This window comes from Rugamonas brunnea (assembly GCF_014042345.1).
In the GTDB taxonomy this organism is placed as follows: Bacteria; Pseudomonadota; Gammaproteobacteria; order Burkholderiales; family Burkholderiaceae_D; genus Rugamonas; species Rugamonas brunnea.
Window position 1 is genome coordinate 1 of the sequence record NZ_JACEZT010000044.1, and the last position, 1,216, is coordinate 1,216.

Here is a 1,216-nt window from a genome sequence, read left to right on the forward strand (position 1 = left end):
GGCGTACCTTTGTCTCACGGGCAACCTGTGACGCCGACTGCGATATCGCGGATGAAGCAACGCGGTTAATGGCCATTGCGGCGGCACCAGGCACCGCCGTTTTGCTGATACGGCTGAGGTTTTCAACGGCCTGCTCAAGACCTTTTATGGCCATACATCCCCCTTTCAGCGGCGACGGTTAACGGCAGGCGGTACGCCCCGTCCAAGCCAGAGATGACAACTTCCGCCATCATCCGGCGAAACCCGATCTACCCAGAAATTTTCCTCACCGATGGTCAGCGTGTCTCCACGCCGCAGCTGCCGCACCTCATCAGTCCGGACAAACAGGGACGGGCTGGAGCCTTCAACGCGCACGCCCTGTCCGGCATAGCTGATATTTTCAGGGTCATCAAAAACACCACGTATCACCGCACCTGACTGCTCACCGGATGTAATGGTGGCTGACGTTCCCATGTACCCGCGTATCGTTTCATCGGCGCGGGCAATGGCAGCATCGAACAGGTTATCGAAATCAGCCACAGCGCCTCCCGTTATTGCATTCTGGCCAGGCCGCGCTCTGTCATTTCGGCTGCCACACCGGCAGAGACACGAAACGCCGTTCCCGGCAGCACAAATGCCACAGGTTCATCCCGCGTGGCGTGAAGTGCATCAGTATGCAGCTTCACCAGTGCCACGACCGTGACCAGTTCAGACGTATCCAGAATCACGGTATCCGGCTGCGCTGATCCCACCTCATTTTCATGTCCGGTCAGCACATTTTCCCGGCTGAGAGGGGTGTCCTGACCGGCAGTTTCATCCGTGTCATCAAGCTCCTCTTTCAGCTCTGCCACACGGAGCGCCAGTTCTTCTTTCGTCCCCGTCAGGCTGACATCACGGTTCAGTTGTTCACCCAGCGAGCGGAGACGGGCAATCAGTTCATCTTTCGTCATGGACTCCTCCACAGAGAAACAATGGCCCCGAAGGGCCATGATTACGCCAGTTGTACGGACACGAACTCATCGTCATCAAGCTCCTCTTTCAGTTGTACGGACACGAACTCATCGTCATCAAGCTCCTCTTTCAGTTGTACGGACACGAACTCATCGGTCATCAAGCTCCTCTTTCAGTTGTACGGACACGAACTCATCAGGTCATCAAGCTCCTCTTTCAGTTGTACGGACACGAACTCATCACTGTCATCAAGCTCCTCTTTCAGTTGTACGGACACGAACTCATC

The 1,216-nt window shown here is 55.8% G+C and carries 3 protein-coding genes; all 3 read right to left on the reverse strand.

All coding sequences use genetic code 11. From position 1 onward, the window contains the following. The coding region (locus H3H37_RS25375; protein WP_170997307.1) for a phage tail protein at positions 1-154 on the reverse strand (154 nt) is incomplete at its 3' end. An 11-nt stretch (positions 155-165) separates the two neighbouring features. Next, the gene (locus tag H3H37_RS25380) at positions 166-519 is read right to left on the reverse strand and encodes a head-tail joining protein (RefSeq protein WP_000752979.1); all 354 of its coding nucleotides are present in this window, start codon (positions 517-519) and stop codon (positions 166-168) included. 11 nt (positions 520-530) lie between these two features. Then, complete coding sequence (locus H3H37_RS25385) at positions 531-929, reverse strand: DNA-packaging protein FI (RefSeq protein WP_000158919.1); 399 nt, start codon at positions 927-929, stop codon at positions 531-533. Between the last annotated feature and the right edge of the window lie 287 nt (positions 930-1,216).